At 70.7% G+C, this 17,876-nt stretch carries 15 protein-coding genes; 4 read left to right on the forward strand and 11 right to left on the reverse strand.

Translation table 11 applies throughout. The annotated features are described in order from the left end of the window. Nucleotides 1-37: 37 nt before the first annotated feature. The 8 genes from ACFXI3_RS37195 to ACFXI3_RS37230 all read right to left on the reverse strand — a co-directional run bounded on the left by ACFXI3_RS37195 (nt 38) and on the right by ACFXI3_RS37230 (nt 8,205). Nucleotides 38-664, reverse strand: coding sequence for a response regulator (locus ACFXI3_RS37195; protein WP_378406007.1), 627 nt, complete (start codon nt 662-664; stop codon nt 38-40). After that, nucleotides 661-1,989 (reverse strand): sensor histidine kinase, encoded by a 1,329-nt coding sequence (locus ACFXI3_RS37200; protein WP_378406009.1) that lies wholly within the window; start codon nt 1,987-1,989, stop codon nt 661-663. Before ACFXI3_RS37200 ends, ACFXI3_RS37195 begins: the two co-directional genes overlap by 4 nt. Beyond that, nucleotides 1,986-3,515, reverse strand: a complete 1,530-nt coding sequence (locus ACFXI3_RS37205; protein WP_378406011.1) for an ArnT family glycosyltransferase — start codon at nt 3,513-3,515, stop codon at nt 1,986-1,988. The genes ACFXI3_RS37200 and ACFXI3_RS37205 overlap by 4 nt, the downstream gene beginning before the upstream one ends. An 86-nt stretch (nt 3,516-3,601) precedes the next feature. After that, nucleotides 3,602-5,116 carry a glycosyltransferase family 39 protein gene (locus ACFXI3_RS37210; protein WP_378406013.1) on the reverse strand — a complete coding sequence of 505 codons (1,515 nt, stop codon included), beginning with the start codon at nt 5,114-5,116 and terminating at the stop codon, nt 3,602-3,604. Between the two features lie 5 nt (nt 5,117-5,121). After that, the gene (locus ACFXI3_RS37215) at nt 5,122-5,859 is read right to left on the reverse strand and encodes an ABC transporter permease (RefSeq protein WP_378406015.1); all 738 of its coding nucleotides are present in this window, start codon (nt 5,857-5,859) and stop codon (nt 5,122-5,124) included. 13 nt (nt 5,860-5,872) lie between these two features. Further along, the gene (locus tag ACFXI3_RS37220) at nt 5,873-6,778 is read right to left on the reverse strand and encodes an ABC transporter ATP-binding protein (RefSeq protein WP_378406016.1); all 906 of its coding nucleotides are present in this window, start codon (nt 6,776-6,778) and stop codon (nt 5,873-5,875) included. A 71-nt stretch (nt 6,779-6,849) separates the two neighbouring features. Beyond that, the gene (locus ACFXI3_RS37225) at nt 6,850-7,605 is read right to left on the reverse strand and encodes a class I SAM-dependent methyltransferase (protein ID WP_378406018.1); all 756 of its coding nucleotides are present in this window, start codon (nt 7,603-7,605) and stop codon (nt 6,850-6,852) included. 81 nt (nt 7,606-7,686) lie between these two features. After that, nucleotides 7,687-8,205 carry a DUF402 domain-containing protein gene (locus ACFXI3_RS37230; protein ID WP_378406020.1) on the reverse strand — a complete coding sequence of 173 codons (519 nt, stop codon included), beginning with the start codon at nt 8,203-8,205 and terminating at the stop codon, nt 7,687-7,689. Nucleotides 8,206-8,319: 114 nt separating this feature from the next. Here ACFXI3_RS37230 and ACFXI3_RS37235 point away from each other — a divergent pair, with 114 nt between their 5' ends. The 4 genes from ACFXI3_RS37235 to ACFXI3_RS37250 all read left to right on the forward strand — a co-directional run bounded on the left by ACFXI3_RS37235 (nt 8,320) and on the right by ACFXI3_RS37250 (nt 12,802). Then, complete coding sequence (locus tag ACFXI3_RS37235; RefSeq protein WP_378406022.1) at nt 8,320-9,756, forward strand: DUF5685 family protein; 1,437 nt, start codon at nt 8,320-8,322, stop codon at nt 9,754-9,756. Between the two features lie 188 nt (nt 9,757-9,944). Beyond that, nucleotides 9,945-12,104, forward strand: a complete 2,160-nt coding sequence (uvrB, locus tag ACFXI3_RS37240; protein WP_378406024.1) for an excinuclease ABC subunit UvrB — start codon at nt 9,945-9,947, stop codon at nt 12,102-12,104. 27 nt (nt 12,105-12,131) lie between these two features. Continuing rightward, the gene (locus tag ACFXI3_RS37245) at nt 12,132-12,404 is read left to right on the forward strand and encodes a type II toxin-antitoxin system VapB family antitoxin (RefSeq protein WP_037818117.1); all 273 of its coding nucleotides are present in this window, start codon (nt 12,132-12,134) and stop codon (nt 12,402-12,404) included. Then, nucleotides 12,401-12,802 carry a type II toxin-antitoxin system VapC family toxin gene (locus ACFXI3_RS37250; protein WP_378406026.1) on the forward strand — a complete coding sequence of 134 codons (402 nt, stop codon included), beginning with the start codon at nt 12,401-12,403 and terminating at the stop codon, nt 12,800-12,802. Before ACFXI3_RS37245 ends, ACFXI3_RS37250 begins: the two co-directional genes overlap by 4 nt. Before the next feature lie 182 nt (nt 12,803-12,984). Here the strand turns inward: ACFXI3_RS37250 and ACFXI3_RS37255 are convergent, their stop codons facing one another. The 3 genes from ACFXI3_RS37255 to ACFXI3_RS37265 are packed head-to-tail and all read right to left on the reverse strand — an operon-like array spanning nt 12,985 to nt 17,570. Beyond that, nucleotides 12,985-13,740 carry an enoyl-CoA hydratase/isomerase family protein gene (locus tag ACFXI3_RS37255; protein ID WP_378406028.1) on the reverse strand — a complete coding sequence of 252 codons (756 nt, stop codon included), beginning with the start codon at nt 13,738-13,740 and terminating at the stop codon, nt 12,985-12,987. 27 nt (nt 13,741-13,767) lie between these two features. Beyond that, complete coding sequence (locus tag ACFXI3_RS37260; RefSeq protein WP_344286474.1) at nt 13,768-14,706, reverse strand: ABC transporter permease subunit; 939 nt, start codon at nt 14,704-14,706, stop codon at nt 13,768-13,770. Continuing rightward, nucleotides 14,703-17,570 (reverse strand): alpha/beta fold hydrolase, encoded by a 2,868-nt coding sequence (locus ACFXI3_RS37265; protein ID WP_378406030.1) that lies wholly within the window; start codon nt 17,568-17,570, stop codon nt 14,703-14,705. Before ACFXI3_RS37265 ends, ACFXI3_RS37260 begins: the two co-directional genes overlap by 4 nt. Nucleotides 17,571-17,876 lie beyond the last annotated feature (306 nt).

The raw sequence follows: 17,876 nt of genomic DNA on the forward strand, positions 1-17,876 counted from the left end.
TCGCGTGCCGGGGGCTTTGGGCGCTGGCGGAGGGGCGCTAAGAACCGAGCAAGCCGCGCTCGAAAGCTACCGCCACCGCGGCCGCGCGGTCCTTCACGCCGAGTTTCGCGTACGCGTGCAGCAGATGTGTCTTCACCGTCGCCTCGCTGATGAACAGCTTCTTCGCCGCTTCCTTGTTCGTCGACCCGCGCGCGACGAGGTTCAGCACCTCGATTTCGCGCTGCGACAACGGTTCCTGGGCCGGTGCGCGCATCTGGCCCATGATCCGGCTCGCGACCGCGGGGGAGAGGACCGCCTCGCCGCGGGCGGCGGCGCGAACGGCGCGGAACAGTTCCTCGCGCGGCGAATCCTTGAGCAGGTAGCCGGTCGCACCCGCCTCGATCGCGGGCAGCACGTCGGAATCCGTGTCGTACGTGGTCAGCACGAGCACGCGCGCCGGGTTGCCGAGGCGGGCGAGTTCGGTGATCGCGGCGACGCCGTCGGTGCCGGGCATCCGCAGGTCCATCAGCACGACGTCCGGCTTCAACGCCTCGGCGAGCGTGATCGCCTCGGCTCCGTGCGCGGCCTCGCCCAGTACCTCGAAGCCGCGCTCGCCGGTGAAGATGCCGCGCAGCCCGTCCCGGACGATCGGGTGGTCGTCGGCGATGAGCAGGGTGATGGTCATGAGGCCCCCTCGGTCGGGTCCAGTGTCGCAGCCGGGACGGCGGGCAGCCGCACCGAGATCGCGGTTCCGCCGCCCGGTTCGGACTCGACGTGCAAGGTCCCGGCGAGGCGTTCCGCGCGCCGCCGCATGCCGGGCAGGCCGTGTCCGCCTTCGCGCGACGGCGGGGCGCTCGACTGCGCCGGGTCGAAGCCGACGCCGTCGTCGCGCGCGTCGAGCGTCACCTCGTCGCCCATGTACGACAGGGTGATCCCAGCCCGGCCCGCCTGCGCGTGTCTGGCCACATTGGACAGTGCTTCCTGGGTGACCCGCAACAGGGTCGCCTCCAGCTCCGGATGCAGCGGGACGGCGGTCCCGGTGGTCGAGAACTCCGCGGGCACGCCGGTGCGTTCGCTCCACAGCCGCGCGACCTCGGCGAGCGCTTCGGGCAGCGTCGCGGTTTCGAGCGGTTCCGGGTGCAGCGCGGCGACCGAACGCCGGGCCGCGGTCAAGTTTTCCCGCGCGAGCTGGGTCGCGGCGGCGAGGTGGCGTTCCCATTCCGCCGCGTCGTCGCGGGCCTGCGCGGCGGCTTCGAGCTGGGTGATGATCCCGGTGAAGCCCTGCGCGAGCGTGTCATGGATTTCCTGGCTCAGCCGCTGCCGCTCGTCGAGCACGCCCGCCTCGCGTGCCTGGGTGAGCAACTGCCGCTGCAGCCCGCGGTTCTCCGCCTCGGCCGCCGTCAGCTGATCGAGCATCCGCTTGCGTTCTTGATTTTGCCTGCCCACCGCGGCGAAAAGCGCGCCGCCGCCGCCGATCGCCGCGGTCTGCACGACCACCACCGTGCCCCAGATGCCCGGCGACACCGACAGCGCGTGGATCGGCCCGCCGAGCGTCATGGTGTTGATCAGCAGCGACGTGATGCCGACACCGAGCACCGCGACCGGCATCGGCTTCATCCGCATCGCCGCGAAGAACCCGTAAACCATGAAGATGATGAAATAGGCGTCGCGCGACTGGAGAACCGAGCCGAACGTGACGACGCCGGCGAACGCCGCGGCGGAGGTGACCGGGTGTTCGCGCAGCGCGGGGCTCAGAACGAAGGTGGTGAGCGCTAGCCACACCGCGGCCCCGGCGGCGATGAACACGGTGGTGATCCGGTGTTCGTTCGTCTGGCTCGTCAGCGCGCTCAACAGCGTCGGGACGACCAGGAGAATCCACGCGAGCGTCGTCTCCACCCGGGCGAACCATCGATGCCACCGCACGGGCGGATCGCCCGCCGGAGACTCGGCGGGCGGCATCAGCGAACCCCGCCAGTCGAGTTTGACGTCTCGGACGTCCTCGAATCTCACGCTTTGAGGTCCTTGAGCTGCGGCCAGATCTCGGCCCAGCCGCCGATCCGGCCGTCGAGCTGCCAGATCGGCATGTGCCTGCTGGCGTTAGGAACGCCCAGCCGGTTGTCGACCTCGCCGACGATGCGCGCGGACCGGAAGTGTGCCGCCAGCTTCGCCGGTTCGCGGCCGACGAACAGCACGGTGTCCGCCTTGTCGCCCGGCCGCCCGAAGTACCAGAATCCGCGGCTGGCGCTGTACGCCACGGGCAGGCCCTGATCAGGCCCGTACCGGCCGAGCGCGCCTGCCTGCCAGTACCCGCCGGTGACGAGCGCGGTGCGGGTCCGCTGCTCCGGCGGCAGCGCGCGGTACTGCGTGGCGACGGACGCGGCCAGATCCGGCCAGCCGTACTCCTCCATCGCGTACGCGGGGCGCGGCGCGGTCGGATGCTCGACCAGCCACTGCACTGGCCACACCGGGAGCGCGTAGGGGAGGCTGTACAGCGCGGACAGGACGAACATCGGCCACGTCGGCACCCAGCGCCACCACAACGCGGGCCGTCCGCGGTCCTGCAGATGCACCGCGGCGGCGGCCCACAACAGACCGAAAGTGCCTGCGGCGTAATAGAACCGGCCGTTGCCGATGAGGAAGAGCGCGAAGACGCCGAGCGCGGTCCAGCCGAGGAATCGGTACGCGCGCAACCGAGAGCTGCCGACCAGCACCGTCAGCCCGTACAGCACGCCGAGCGCGCCGATGACCCAACCAGCCCCGGCGAGCAGCGTCGGCACGAACATCGCCCGGCCGCCCGCCTCCTCGACTTCGCGCGAAACCGCGTCGCCCATGCCGAGCTGCGGCCAGCCGTTCGAGGCCTGCCAGAGCAAGGTCGGTACACACGCGACCGCGGCGATCGCCGCGCCCAGCCATAGTTTGGGACGGCGCAACAGGTCTCGCGGTCCGAAGATGAGCGCGGTGAGCGCGGTGACCGCCCAGAATCCGCCGATCAGGAACTTCACGTTCAGCCCGACCGCCGTCGCGACGCCGAGCCACAGCAGCAGATTGTCGTCGCGGGTGCGGATCCAGCGCACCAGCAGCCACAGCACGATCGTCCACAGCAGCGGGTCCACAGTGGACGTCGCGAGGTAGTGGCCGCTGCCGACGAACTGCCCGCAGATCGCGTACGCCGCGGCGGCGCGCGTCTGCGCCTTGCGTTCGCCGCCCATTTCGCGGGCGATCAGCGCGGTGAACACCACGCCCGCGGCGGTCGCCAGTATCGCCGGGATCCGGAACACGACGAGCGAGCCCGGCGCGATCGAGTTCGCCAGCCAGGCGAGGAACGGCAGCACCGGCGGCTGGTCCGCGTACCCCCACGCGAGGTGTTTGCCCGCGGCGAGGAAGTACAGCTCGTCGCCGAAGTAGCCGTAGCGGCCGGCGGTGGCGAGGAGCACGGCGGCGGTCCCCGCGGCGAGCAGGAAGACCGGCCGCCGGGCGAACCCGGCGAGCGAGCGGTCGGGCGTGCTCGGTGCGGTGGCCGTGGTCACGGCATCCATCCTGCTCCCTGTCGGCGGATCGGGGGCTGGCCTCGCCCGCACCCTACGGGCGAGGCCTGACGCCGCCGTACTGCGGGTGGCGCCGGTCAAGCGCCGGTGTTCGCCAGCTGGGGCCAGATTTCCGGCCACGGCCGCAGCCTCGCGGTGGCCAGCCACATCGGAGTGCCGTCGAGCACACTCGGCTTCGCGTCCCCGGTCGTCACGGCTCCGACCGGCTCGAGATGGGCGAAGCGCCCGAGCAGCGGCCGGGGATCGGCCCCGACGAACAGGACGTCGCGTGCCGAATCGGGCGGCACGGCCAGCGTGGCGTACCCGCGGTTCGGGCTGGTCGGCTCGGGCAGGCCCAGCTCCGGTCCGTAGCGGTCGAGCGCGCTCGCGGTCCAGTACGTCTCGCCGACGATCGCGGTGTGTGCCGGGTCGGGCACGCGATGGAACGCGCGGGCGACCGATTGCGCGGCTTCCGGCCAGCCGACCTCGCCGAACGAGAAGGCTGGCGTCGGCAGAGACGGGTTCTTCTCGACCCACGAATGCGGCCACACCGGCAGCGCCGCAGGCAGCATCAGCAGCGCGGACAGCACGTAGATCGGCCAGGTCGGAATCCAGCGCCACCACCGCGATGCTTGTCCGCTCTCCAGCTCCACCGCGGCGGCCGCCCAGCACGGCGCGAACATGCCCGCGATGTAGTACGACCGGCCGTTCACCGCGATGAACACCACCGCGAGCGCGAGTGTGGTCCAGGCGAGGAAGCGGTACGAACGCAGCTGAGGCGAACGCAGCAGCCGCCACAGGCCGTAGCCCAGCAGCACGGCTCCGACCGGGACACCGGCGAGCAGCAGCACCTGCGGGAGCCAGGACAGCCGCCCGCCCCAGGATTCGCCGACCTCGTTCGAGATCGCCGCGCCCATGCTGAGCTGCGGCCAGCCGTGCTGCGCCTGCCAGACCAGCGTCGGGACCAGCGCCAGTGCGGCGATCGCGGCGCCCGCCCACAGCATCGGGCGGCGCAGCAGTTCGCGCGGACCGCAGATCAGCAGCGCGATCCCGGCGACGATCCAGAAGCCGCCGATCAGGAACTTCACATACAGCGCGAGCGCGGTGACGACTCCGGCCCACAGCAGCAGACCGTCGCGCCGGGTGCGGATCCAGCGGACGACCAGCCAGAGCAGGACGGTCCAGAGGAACGGATCCAGCGTCGAGGTCGCCAGGTAATGGCCGCCGGCCACGAAATTCGTGCAGGCGGCGAACGTCGCTGCGGTGATTACCTGCGCGCGGGTGCGGCCGCCGAGTTCGCGGGCGATGAGCGCGGCGAACACGACCCCGGCGAGCATCGCCAGCATCGCCGGGAGCCGCAGGACGAACAGCGAGTCCGGCGCGATCGTGTCCATCGCCCGGGCGAGCAGCGGCAGCAGCGGCGGCTGATCCACGTAACCCCAGGCCAGATGCCTTCCGGCGGCGAGGAAGTACAGCTCGTCGCCGAAGTAGCCGTAGTTGTTCGCGGTGAGCACCAGCGGCACCGCCATCAGCGCGGCGATGCCGAACACGGGCATCCGGGCGAACGGCGCGACCGAACGGGTTGTCGTGGTTTCTTCCTGTGTCGTAGTCATCGCGCTCACTCCCAGCGGAAGAATCGGGCGGCGAGCGTCGAACACACGACGGCGACCACCGCGAGGGCCACCAGAGGCAACCACTGCGGCGCGTGTCCGGCGGCGGTCTCGCGCAGGCTGCCGAGTGTCGCGCCGAGCGGCAGGATGTCGGCGATGTGCTGCAGCACCGGCGGCAGCTGTTCCTTCGGCACCCAGACGCCGCCGAGCGCGAGCATCGGGAAGAACACGGCCGCGCCGAGCCCGTTCGCCGCGCGGGTGCTCGGTACGAACGCGGCGAGCAGCGTGCCGACTGAGAACAGCGACACCGCGCCCAGCAGCGCGACCGCGAAGAACCCGCCCGGGTTCCTCGGCAGCGCCATGCCGAGCGCGATCGTGCCCACCCCCACGACGAGCACGATCGCGACGACCGCGATGGCGAGATTCACCAGCAGCTGCGCGGCCAGCAGCCGCGACGGCGGCATCGGGCTCGCCGCCAGCCGCTTCAGCACCCCCTTCTCCCGATGCGCGGCCATCGCGCCGGGCAGCATGTACACCGCGAGGATCCCGAGCAGGAGCGCCACCGCCATCGGCGCGATCAACGTGGCCAGCGCCGACTGGCCGCCGTGCTCGGCGCTGGGTTCGCGCGACCCCGGCATCAACCCGAACACCAGCAGCAGCGCCAGCGGGATCCCGAGCACCACGGCGGGCGCACCGGGGTCGCGGAGGAAGATCTTCGCCTCGGCGACGGTCAGTTTCGACAACACTTCCGGTGCCCCCTCAGTCCAGTTTCCGGCCGGTCAGCGCGACGAAGGCGTCGTCGAGGCTGGCCTGCTCCACCCGCAGATCGCCCGCCACCACGTCGGCGCGGGCGAGGAACGACGTCACCGCTTGCAATGCGCCGGCACCGCCGGTCACCACGAGATGCGGGCCGTTCCGCTCGACCTTCAGCACGTCCGGCAGCCCCGCCAGCTCCTGCGGATCGACTGGCGCGGAGGGGCGGAACCGGATGCGCTGCTCCCCGCCGACGCGACCGACCAGTCCGGCCGGGGTGTCGGTCGCGACGACGCGCCCGGCGTCGATGACCGCGATCCGGTCGCACAGCCGTTCCGCTTCCTCCATGAAGTGCGTGACCAGCACGACCGTCACGCCCTCGGCGCGGACCGCTTCGACGAGGTCCCAGGTGTCGCGGCGGGCCTGCGGGTCGAGACCGGTCGTCAGCTCGTCGAGCACCACCACCTCGGGACTGCCGACAAGCGCGAGCGCGATCGACACGCGCTGCTGCTGTCCGCCGGAAAGCTTGCGGTAGAAGGTGTTCCGCTGCTCGGTGAGCCCGAGCAGGTCCATCAGCCGCTCCGGATCGGCCGGGGTGCGGTACATCGCGGCGAACAGATCGAGCACCTCGGCGACGCGCAACCGGTCGGGCAGCCGGCTCTCCTGCAGCTGGACGCCGAGGCGCTGGCGCAGTTCGCGGACGTCGCGCCGCGGGTCGAGCCCGAGCACTGAAACGGTGCCGCCGTCGGGGGAGCGCAGGCCCTCGACACATTCGACCGTGGTCGTCTTGCCCGCGCCGTTGGGGCCGAGGATCCCGAAGATCTCGCCCCGCTCCACGGTGAACGAAACGTCTTCCACCGCCGTTTTCTCGCGGTAGCGTTTGCGGAGGTTTCGCACCTCGATGACCGGCATGGGCTGGGAGTCCCCTCTCGAATCGCAGCGGTTGCTGTGTTCGAGAATCCCGGCTGGAGCGGCCGATCGGATCAGCGGAACGGTGCGACTTCCGGTCCACCGGCTGTCAGCCGCGCATCCACCGATCGGTGGATGCGGAAGTAGATCATCGGGTTGTCGCGGCCGGTGTGGACGACGCTGTCGACGCCGAGTTCGCGCCTGAGCTCGTTGAGCCGAGCGTACGCGTGTTTCGCCCGGGCGCGTGCGGCGGTGAAGTACGGATTCCGCGTTTTTTCGAGCCAGCGCACCACTTCGGCGCCTTCGGTGAACGGCAGCGGGGTGCGCCGGTGGAACACGTCGTGCACGCTCACCGCGGCGTCGATCTTCGGGAAGACGTCGGCGAGGTACCACCTCGCGAAGCGCGCGCCGTGGTCGGCGTCGATGAAGAGATAGTCCACATCGGACAGCCAGTCGGCGGTGAGGGTGCGCGCGTCGCCCTGGCGGAACTCCCAGCGGCCCTTGGCCAGTGCGTGCGGGACGGTCTTGGTGGCGTTGCCGATGAGGTCGATCGTGGTCAGCCCGCCGGCGCCGTTGTCCGCGAGCGCGCGGAGGATCCAGCTCGTGGACCAGCCGTGCAGCGAACCGATCTCCACGACTTTCTCCGGGCGCAGGTGGCGCAGGAGCAGGTAGGTGATCTCCGCTTCGACGTCGTCCAGCTGGGTCTTCATCGCCGGATGCGCGCGGCGGTGCGCTCGCTGGGCGTCCTTCGCGGCGCGCAACGCTTCGGTGTGCTCGCGATAGAGCGAGCACACGAGGTCGAGCGTCACCTGATTTGCGGTTCGTTCCATGCCGCTGATCGTGGCCGGGGGAGCCGCTTCGGGTAATCCGGCTGACCGCCGGGCGGGGGTGGGGAATTCCCCCGTTCCCGGTTAGGGATGCCTGCGCCAGCCGAGTGTCATGTCCTTTGTGGACAGCCAGGCGGCGAGGTCGTAGCCGTGTGCGGCGAGGCCCTCGAGCGCGGCGTAGGCGACTTCGAGCGCGTACTCGCCTTCCTGTTGCGAGAGCAGGTTTCCGGCGACGGCGGCGAGCAGCTCGTCGGTGTCGATCACCCGGACCGAGATCTTGTCCTTGAGCACGAGGTCGAGGTAGAGGTCGGTGGCCACCCAGCGCGGGCCGTCGCGGTGCACGCGCACCACGTCGAGGTAGAAATCCTGGTCGCGCTCGTGGCCGGGGGTGAACCAGAAGTCGGTGATCCGCAGCCCGAGCTCCGGCAGCAGCCAGGACTCGAGGTAGTGGAACTGCGCCCGCCCCGGCGCCTGCCGCGCCAGGTACAGGCCGAACGGCTCCTCGCGGAACTCCTCCACGTCGCGGCGGATGCCCTTGTTGTCGATGTTCACGCGGGCGGCCGGGTCGAACGTCTCGACCTTCGGCGGGTGCAGATCGGTCATCCGCCCATCCTGCCTTGCCCGCGCCCTTCGCGAGAATCGCCGGAAAGCCGGTTAGGGGCCTGGCCGAGGGGCTAAAGTTCGCGGGTCGTTCGGTTCTTCTGGGGGGACAAGCACTTGTTCGGGATCATCAGACCCTGCCGGCACCGGCTGGCCGGGCGGCTGCACGCGGACTGGATGGCACACCTGTGCGGCCTCTGCCTCGCCCTGCGCGACCAGCACGGCCAGTTCGCCCGGGTCGTGACGAACTACGACGCGCTGATCGTGTCCGCGCTGGTCGAGGCACAGACGCCGAGCGGACCCCGCCGCGCCGCCGGCCCGTGCCCGCTGCGGTCGATGCGCCCGGCGTCCGTCGCGGTCGGCGACGGCGCCCGGCTCGCCGCGGCGGTTTCGCTGGTACTGGCTTCGGCGAAGGTCGACGACCACGTCGCCGACCGGGACGGCGCTTTCGCCCGGCGGCCGGTCGCCGGGGCAGCCCGGCTCGTGGCGCGACGCTGGGCCGCGCAAGGCGGCCGGACGGGCGCGGGCATCGGTTTCGACACCGCGGTGCTGACCGAAGCGGTCGGTCGGCAGGGCGAGCTGGAGCGGGCCATTCACGCCGGAGACTCGCCGCTGCTGGCGACCGAACCGGCCGAGCTGGCGTCGTCCGCGGCGTTCGCGCAGACCGCGGTGCTGGCCGGACGCCCCGGCAACCGCGCGCCGCTCGCCGAGGCCGGGCGGTTGTTCGGCCGGGTGGCGCACCTGCTCGACGCGGTCGAGGACCTGGCTTCGGACGCCGCGTCCGGTTCGTGGAATCCGTTGCTGGCCACGGGAACCGCGCTGGACGAGGCGCACCGGTTGTGCACGGATGCGGTGCTCGGGGTCGAACTGGCGCTGCGCGAGGCGGAGTTCGCTGATTCGGCGCTGGTGCACGCGTTGCTGGTGCATGAGCTGAGGCAGGCGGTGCGGCGGGCGTTCGGGCATCACCGCTTGCAGGGGCACGGGCCTGGGCAGCACGGTCAGCAGCCGCCGCCCGGGTGGATCGGGCCGGGGCCTACGCCGCAGCAGTCGCCTTACGGGCCGGGGATCGGTGCGCCTGGGCCCGGGCAGCCGGGATATGGGCAGCAGCCGGGGATGCCCGGATACGGGCCGCCGCCGGGCTACGGCGCGCCGGTTCCCGGCTACGGACCTGCCGGGATGCCCGGCCCCGGCGGCTCTGCGGGCCCTCCCGGACCAGGCGGGCCCGGCGGACCAGGTGGACCAGGCGGACCGAGCGGCCCCGGTGGACCCGGCGGTCCGGACGGTCCCGAACCGCCGGAGGGCGGGGACTCCCTGGACGGCAAGGGCGGCGGCTGCTGGGTGCCGAAGTTCGCGGTGCCGCCGAAACGCCGGAACTTCTTCGCGGGCTGCGCGATCGCGACGTACATGTGCTGCTCCTGCCAGTTCTGCTGCCGCGATCCGTACCCGGGCCCCTGGAGCGGCGAACCGAACGGCGCCGACTGCGACTGCGGCTGCGACTGCTGCAACGGGTGCGACTGCGACTGCTGCGGCGGATGCGACTGCTGCAGCTGCTGACGGAGACTGCCCGCCCGGCCGCCCTGGGCGCGCGCACCGCCAGAAGTCCGTGAGGGGAACCCTGAGGGACTCAGAGTCCCTCAGGGTTCCCCTCACAGCTGCCCCGAGGCGTCCCGGAAGAGCGATAGATCCCCAGCTCACACCGGCCGTCGCGGAAATTGTCGGTGCCCCGGCCTACCCTGGTTCCCGTGGCTTTCGCAACCGAACACCCCGTCCTCGCCCAGTCCGACTTCCGCCCGGTCTCCGAGGTGCCTCGTGCCGGCGGCCGGTTCGAGGTCGTCAGCGAGTACCAGCCCGCCGGCGACCAGCCGGCGGCCATCGACGATCTCGAGCGCCGGATCCGCGCGGGCGAGAAAGACGTCGTGCTGCTCGGCGCCACCGGCACCGGCAAATCGGCCACCACCGCGTGGCTGATCGAGCGCGTCCAGCGGCCCACTTTGGTGATGGCCCCGAACAAGACGCTGGCCGCGCAGCTGGCCAACGAGCTGCGCGAGCTGTTCCCGCACAACGCGGTCGAATACTTCGTCAGCTACTACGACTACTACCAGCCCGAGGCGTACATCGCGCAGACGGACACCTACATCGAGAAGGACTCGTCGATCAACGACGACGTCGAGCGGCTGCGCCACTCCGCCACGATGAACCTGCTCTCGCGGCGAGACGTCATCGTGGTCGCGTCCGTCTCGTGCATTTACGGCCTCGGCACGCCGCAGTCGTACCTCGACCGGTCCACGAAGCTCGAAGTCGGCGGCACGGTGGAGCGAGACGTGCTGCTGCGCGCACTGGTCGACGTGCAGTACTCGCGCAATGACATCGCCTTCGCGCGCGGCACCTTCCGCGTCCGCGGCGACACGGTGGAGATCATCCCGGCGTACGAGGAGCTGGCGATCCGCGTCGAGTTCTTCGGCGACGAGATCGACAAGCTGTACTACCTGCACCCGCTCACCGGCGACATCGTGCGCGAGGTCGAGGAGGTCCGGATCTTCCCGGCCACGCACTACGTCGCCGGGCCGGAGCGGATGGAAAAGGCGATCCGCGGCATCGAGTCCGAGCTGGAGGAGCGGCTGGCCGAGCTGGAGAAGCAGGGCAAGCTGCTGGAGGCCCAGCGGCTGCGGATGCGCACCGCCTACGACATCGAGATGATGCGCCAGGTCGGCTTCTGCTCCGGCATCGAGAACTACTCGCGGCACATCGACGGCCGCGGCGCGGGCACCGCGCCCGCCACGCTCATCGACTACTTCCCGGAAGACTTCCTGCTGGTCATCGACGAATCGCACCAGACGGTGCCGCAGATCGGCGGCATGTACGAGGGCGACATGAGCCGCAAGCGCAACCTCGTCGACTACGGCTTCCGGCTGCCGAGCGCGGTCGACAACCGGCCGCTGACCTGGGAGGAGTTCTCCGACCGGATCGGGCAGACGGTGTATCTGTCGGCGACGCCGGGCCCGTACGAGATGGGCCAGACCGGCGGCGAGTTCGTCGAGCAGGTCATCCGGCCGACCGGCCTGGTCGACCCGAAGGTGGTCGTGAAGCCCACCGAGGGGCAGATCGACGACCTGGTGCACGAGATCCGCGAGCGCGCGGAGAAGGACGAGCGCGTCCTGGTCACCACGCTCACCAAGAAGATGGCCGAGGACCTCACGGACTACCTGCTGGAGCTGGGCATCCGGGTCCGGTACCTGCACTCGGAGGTCGACACGCTGCGCCGGGTCGAGCTGCTGCGGCAGCTGCGTGCGGGCGACTACGACGTCCTGGTCGGCATCAACCTGCTGCGCGAGGGCCTCGACCTGCCCGAGGTGTCGCTGGTCGCGATCCTCGACGCGGACAAGGAGGGCTTCCTGCGCAGCGGTACGTCGCTGATCCAGACCATCGGCCGCGCGGCGCGAAACGTGTCCGGCGAGGTCCACATGTATGCGGACAAGATCACCGATTCGATGCAGTACGCGATCGAGGAGACCGACCGCCGCCGCGCCAAGCAGGTCGCCTACAACGAGGAGCGCGGCCTCGACCCGCAGCCGCTGCGCAAGAAGATCGCCGACATCCTCGACCGCGTCTACAACGAAGCGGAAGACTCGGACGAGTCGGTCGCGGTCGGCGGCTCGGGCCGCAACGCCTCGCGCGGCAAGAAGCCGGAACAGGGCGACCGCGTCCGCAGCTCGGGCATGCTGACCGACAAGAACGTGTCGTCGATGCCGCGCGCCGAACTGGCCGACCTGATCCAGCAGATGACCGACCAGATGATGCAGGCCGCCCGCGACCTGCAGTTCGAACTGGCCGCCCGCCTGCGCGACGAGGTCTCGGACCTGAAGAAGGAACTGCGAGGGATGGACGCGGCCGGGATCAAGTAGTTACACCATCTCCGGTACCATTACACCATGGCGATGAACATCAAGGATCCGGAAACGGAGCGCTTGGCAGCCGAGGTCGCCGAGCTGACCGGCACCACTAAAACCGGGGCGGTCCGCGAGTCTCTTCAGCTGCGCCGGGACCAGCTGCGCAAGCACGAGGACGCTGAACAGCGGCTGAAGCGGTTGCGCCGGATGCTCGAAGAGGAGATCTGGCCGCTCATCCCGCCCGAGGAGCTGGGAAAGCCTCTCTCCAAGGAGGAGGAAGAAGACATTCTCGGATTCGGGCCGGAGGGCGTGTGATCCTCGACAGTTCCGCGATCGTGGCGATTCTCCTGCGCGAGCCGGGCCACGATCGGCTCGAAGAACGCCTCGCCGAGGCCGCCGCGCCGAGAATTGGCGCACCGACCTTGGTGGAGGTGGGCGTCGTCTTGACGGTGCGGCTGGGTTCCCGGGGGAGGCTGGCCCTGGCCAGGTTCATGCAGGACAACCGCATCGCGGTGGTCCCCTTCACCGAGGAACACAGCGAGATCGCCACTGACGCCTTCAGCCAGTTCGGGAAAGGCCGTCATCCGGCGAAGCTGAATCTCGGCGACTGCCACAGCTATGCCACCGCCAAGATCGCCGGAGAACCGCTGCTCTGCATCGGCGACGAGTTTCCCCAAACCGACCTCGAACTGGTCAAACTGGGAGAGAACTGACGGCGATCAGCCGAACGGGACCCCCGGCCCGGGGGTGCGCTCCGAACTGAGGCACCCCCGGTTCCCGGACCCTCACCTCGACTTTCACAGAAACATGCGGCCGAAGCAATGGGTGCGAGGGCAGAGCTGAGGCAAGAAAGTCTCTGATCCCGCGATTTCCCGGGCAAGGGCCAACCGAAAGGTCAGCGCTTCAGCACCTTCTCCACGTAAGCCTTCACCGCCGCCAGCGCCGGTTCGGACCGCCACAGCCGCTCCACCTGCGCGTCGTCCGACACGCGGTTCTCCGCGATCCGCTGGTGGTACGGCTGCCGCAGCTGCGCCTTCGTGTGCGCGAAAGCCTCCGTGGGCAGTTCGCCGAGCCGGGCGGCCAGTTCGCGTGCCCTGGTGAGCACGTCCTCGGCGGGCACGACCTCGTCGACCAGGCCGCGGTGGACTGCGTCGGCCATGGTGACCGTCGCGCCGCTGTAGATCAGGGACGGCAGCGGGTTCGTCCCGTAGGTGCAGCGCAGAATCTCCAGCGCCGACAACGGGAACGGCACGCCCACGAGCAGCTCCGTCACGCCGATGCGGCCGGGGCCGTCGGCGGCGATCCGGTGGTCGCACGCCGCCGCGAGGACCATGCCGCCCGCGATGGCGTGGCCGTTCACCGCCGCTACCACCGGGCGCGGGAAGCCGAAGACAGCCAGGAACGCGTCCGACAACGCGGGCAGGAAATCGCCGACGTAGCGCGCGCCGCCCTCGTCGATGGCCAGGAGATCCACTCCGGCGGAGAACATGTCGCCGGAGCCGGTCAGCACGACCGCGCGGGCTCCGGCCGCGTCGGCCTCTTCGAGTCTGATCACCAGCTCATTGCAGGTGGCGGTGTCGAGGGTGTTGCCGCGCCCGTGTTCGAGGGTCACGAGTGCGACGCCGGCATCGAGTTCCAGGTGGATCGTCACGCGCCGAACCGTACCGGACATCCGGCCTCAGCTGGTGACGTCCTTGCGTGCGAACCGGCGGCCCGCCAGCAGCAGGAACACCGTCGTGTAGATGACCGACGACAGCACCCCGCTGGCCAGGTTCGTCCAGTCGATGTCCGTGGAGATCAAGTCGATCCAGGCGAACGAATAGTGCGTCGGCAGATAGTTCCGCAAGCCCTCCAGCGCGGTGATCTGGTCGAGGATCTGCGACAGGATCGCCACCAGCACCGTTCCGCCGACCGCTCCCAGCGGCGCCTCCGTCGACACGCTCAGCAGCAGCGCGAGCCCGGCGACCCAGGCCAGCTGCACCACGATGTACACAGTGGACATCAGCAGCGCCAGCAGGCTGTCGCCGAAGCTGACCGCGTCGCCGGTGGGGCTGATCGCGTCGCCCGCGCCGTACCAGATGATGCCGACCAGCAGCGAAACCACCGGCAGCAGCACCAGCGCGGCGATCGACAGCAGCCCGGACACCGCGGCCTTCTGCCGCAGCAGCCGGTGCCGCGGCACCGGGATCGCCAGCAGGTACTTCAGGCTCGACCACGACGATTCGCTCGCGATCGTGTCGCCGAAGAACAACGCGACGATCATCGGCAGCAGGAACGTGCCGGACACGAAGAACGCGAGCACCACGAAGTTCGGTGCGCTCGCCGTCGCGAGGTCCACGAACCCGCCGGAGCGGCGGTTGGGACTGGACTGCCCGATCTGGAACGCCACGACGAGAATGAACGGCAGCACCGCGACGAACGCCAGCACCAGCTGGGTCCGCCGCCGGCGCAGCTGCCGCTTCAGCTCCACGCCCAGCCGCAGCGTCCGGTCGGCGCGGTAGCCCGCCACCGCGCCGTCCGGGCCGACCTCGGCCGGCTCCGCGGTGGCCAGGTCGCTCAGTTCCTGCAGCGCGGCCGGGTCGGTGTGCACCCCGCCGGAACCGTTGTCCTCGCTCATGAATCCTCTCCCACCAGCTGCAGGAACGCGTCTTCGAGCCGGCGGCGCGGCCCGGCCTGCTCCACCGCGACCCCGGCGCGCACGAGCGCCGCGACCGCGTCGGCGCGCGGCAGCCCGTCGAGATTCGCGTGCACCAGGTCGCCCTCGGTTTCGATGTCCGACACCCCGCCGACGCTCTTGAGCGTCGCCGCGGCCGCCGCCGCGTCGTCGACCCGGAACGTGGCCTCGCCGCTCGAGGCCGCCAGCTCGCCGACCTCGCCCGAGGCCACGAGCCTCCCGCGGTGCATGACCACCACGTGCGAACACGTCTGCTCGACCTCGGCCAGCAGGTGGCTCGAGACGACGACGGTGCGCCCGGTGGCGGCGTAGCGCTGCAGGACCTCCCGCATCTGGTGGATCTGCGGCGGGTCGAGCCCGTTGGTCGGTTCGTCGAGCACCATCAGCTCCGGCAGCCCGAGCATCGCCTGCGCGATCGCGAGCCGCTGCCGCATGCCCTGGCTGTAGGTCTTCACCCGCCGGTGCACCGAGTCGCCGAGCCCGGCGATCTCCAGCGCCTCGGTGAAATGCGCCTTCTCGACCGGCCGCCCGGTCGCCGCCCAGTACAGCTCCAGGTTCGCCTTGCCGGACAGATGCGGCAGGAATCCGGATCCTTCGACGAACGACCCGATCCGCGACAGCACCGGCGCGCCCGGCGCGATCCGGTGGCCGAACACGCGGATCTCGCCCGCGGTCGGCGTGATCAGGCCCATCAGCATCCGCAGCGTGGTCGTCTTGCCCGCGCCGTTCGGGCCGAGCAGGCCGAGCACCTGGCCCGGTTCGACGCGGAACGACAGGTCCCGCACCGCGGTGAACCCGCCCGCGTACTGCTTGCGCAGCCCCTTGATCACCAGCGGGGTGTCCGCGAGCTCCGGGTCGACGTCGTGCGCTCGCCGCCGCCGGATCACCGCCACCACGACGACCGCGATCGCGATCAGCAGCGTCGCGCCGATGCCGATCAGCTGCCCGACCGGCAGGGGAGCGCCGACCGAAGCGCCCGGCACCACGGGGACGGCAAGCGCCGCACCAGACGCGAGCCCGACCCGGAACACCCCCGGCTGCGTCGGCACTGAGTACGCCTGATCGGTCGTGCCCACGACGAGCCGCAGCGAATGCCCGGAGTCGATCGGCCGCACGACGCCCGGCAGCGTCACCGTGACGTCGACCGGCGTGCCGTCGGCGGGCAGGCCGGTGACCCGGAACGGCGCGACCGCGTTCGCGGGCAGCACGCGGGTGCCGTCCTGACCGACGTCGTACAGCTTCGCGAACAACACCGCCTCCGGCTGCGGATGCGCCGGATCGGTCGCGACTCGCAGCTGGACGGTGCTCGAACCGGACAGCAATACCTGGCTGTCGAACGGTGCGGTGGCGAACTGCGCGGCCTGTCCCGGCGGGTCGCTGCTGAACATCGGAGCCAGCCGTGAGGTGCTGGACGCGAGCCCGTTGAGGCCCGGAATCCCGCTCACCGCGGCCGGATTCGCGCCCGCGGGCCGGACGATCGGCTGCGCCGGACCGCTGAGCGCGATCTGCTTCCGCTCGGTCCCGTCGCCGTTCAGCCCGGGGTACGCCGCGGTGTTGACCGTCCGCACCGACGGGGTTCCGTTGGCGCGCAAGGTGCCTTGGACGTCGTAGCTGAATCCGTGGCCCGGGTCGCCCTGGCCGGTGAGCGACGACCACAGGAAGTCGCCGATCTTCGCGCGCAGCTGCGGTCCCGGGATGCCGCCGTCGTGCCCGCCGGTGTACCAGATCGTGCGCACCGATCCGCCCGCCGCGGTGATTTGGCGCGCGGTGGCGTCGGATTGGTCGAGCCCGAACAGCGTGTCGCTCTCGCCCTGGACGAGCAGCGTCGGCGCGGTGATCTTGCCGGTGACCGACGAGGGGGAGACGCGGTGCAGCAGCGCGACGGTTTCCGGGCTGGCCTTGCCGGTCGTCGCTAGTTCCGTGTACGCCTTGCACACCGGCGCGGTGAACCGTCCGCACGGATCCGCCGATGGCCGCTCCGACCGTGCCCCAGCCGGTGGCGTGGCGGCTTGGGGAGCGGTGCCGCCGCTGTTGCCCGCTGTGCTGCCGTTGTCGTTGGTCTTCTGGCCGGCTTCGGGAGCTTCGGCGGACGGCGTGCTTGCCGCTGCCGCGCCGGAACCGGCGGAGAAGAAGATGCCCGCCCAGGTCTTCTTGAAGACGCCGTCCGGGGAGAACGCGCCGGCCGCCGGAGTCTTCGCTTCCGGCGCGGTCGTTGCCGCGGCGTTCGGCACGAGAGCTTGGCCGAGGTCGTTGTAGGTGATCACCGGCGCGAGCGCGCGCACTCGGTGATCGGTCCCGGCGAGCAGGAGCGACAGCGAACCGCCGTAGGACGCTCCGGTCACCCCGATCTCGCGCTGGCCGTCGGCTCCGGTCGCTACCTCCGGGCTCGCGGCCAGTCGGTCGACCAGCCGGCGCGCGTCGGCGACTTCGCCGTCGGGGTCGTTCAGGCCGATTTTGCCGGTGCTGTGGCCGAATCCGCGTGCGGACCAGGAGAGCACTACGAAGCCGCGCTGGGCCAGTTCGCGGGCCTGTGGGTCCACACTGGACTTGTCGCCGCCGAAGCCGTGCGCTAACAGCACGGCGGGGGCGGGCGTGTGTTCGGGGTAGTAGGTCGTGGTGTCGATGCGGACCTGATCGGCGGAACCAGGGGCGGCGGGCATCGAGAGGAAGGCGTCCTGGGTCCGGACCGGGGCGGGGCCGCGGTCTCGGGTTGCCCAGACGGTCACTGCCGCGGCGGCGACCAGCACCACGGCGGCCGCGGCGATGAGCCGGGAGCCGCGGGTGCGGGGGAGCGGGATTCGGGGCACGAAGCGACGTTATGACGATTTTGCTGAGAGTGGGTGGAGGGCTTTACACGGATTAGACATGGGGGTCACTCGTTGGGGTGCGGAGGTGTGGTTGGGGCGGGTTTGTGGACGGGTTGGCTGGCTGGCTTTGTGGGCGGGGCGGTTGTGAGCGGGTTGGTTGTGGGTGAGTTAGCCGGGGGCGGGTTCGGGGAGAAGCTGCGAAGCGCGAACTGTGTTTTTGGCGTCGGCTTCGCCGCCGCGCGCGGGATTGCTTTTAGCCGGCGTTTGGGGCTGAGCGGCGGGAGGGGCCTTCGGCCTGTCCCGCCG

The sequence above is a fragment of the Amycolatopsis sp. NPDC059235 genome (genome assembly GCF_042754125.1).
Lineage (GTDB): Bacteria > Actinomycetota > Actinomycetes > Mycobacteriales > Pseudonocardiaceae > Amycolatopsis > Amycolatopsis albidoflava.